The organism is Nocardioides antri (assembly GCF_008373765.1).
Classification (GTDB): domain Bacteria; phylum Actinomycetota; class Actinomycetes; order Propionibacteriales; family Nocardioidaceae; genus Nocardioides; species Nocardioides antri.
Window position 1 is genome coordinate 1 of record NZ_VUJW01000050.1, and the last position, 339, is coordinate 339.

At 77.0% G+C, this 339-nt stretch carries 1 protein-coding gene; it reads right to left on the bottom strand.

The features are described from left to right. The coding region (locus F0U47_RS20390; protein WP_149752326.1) for an ATP-binding cassette domain-containing protein at positions 1-339 on the bottom strand (339 nt) is incomplete at both ends.

Genomic DNA, 339 nt, shown 5'->3' on the forward strand with positions numbered 1-339 from the left:
CCGCCCTGCAGCAGGGCGACCCGGTCGGCAAGCAGCACGGTGGAGGCGCGGTGGGCGACGATCAGCCCGGTCGTGTCGACCAGCCCCCGGCGCAGCGCCTCCTCGACCAGGGCCTCGGTGTGGACGTCGAGCGCCGACAGCGTGTCGTCGAGCACGAGCACGGGGGGCCGCGAGAGTACGGCGCGCGCGAGCGCCAGGCGCTGGCGCTGGCCGCCGGACAGGGCCATCCCCTGCTCACCGATCCGGGTCTCGAGGCCCCACGGGAGCTCGCGCGCGAAGCCGGCCTGCGCCACGTCGAGCGCCTCCTCGATGTCGGCGTCGCTGGCGTCGGCCCGGCCG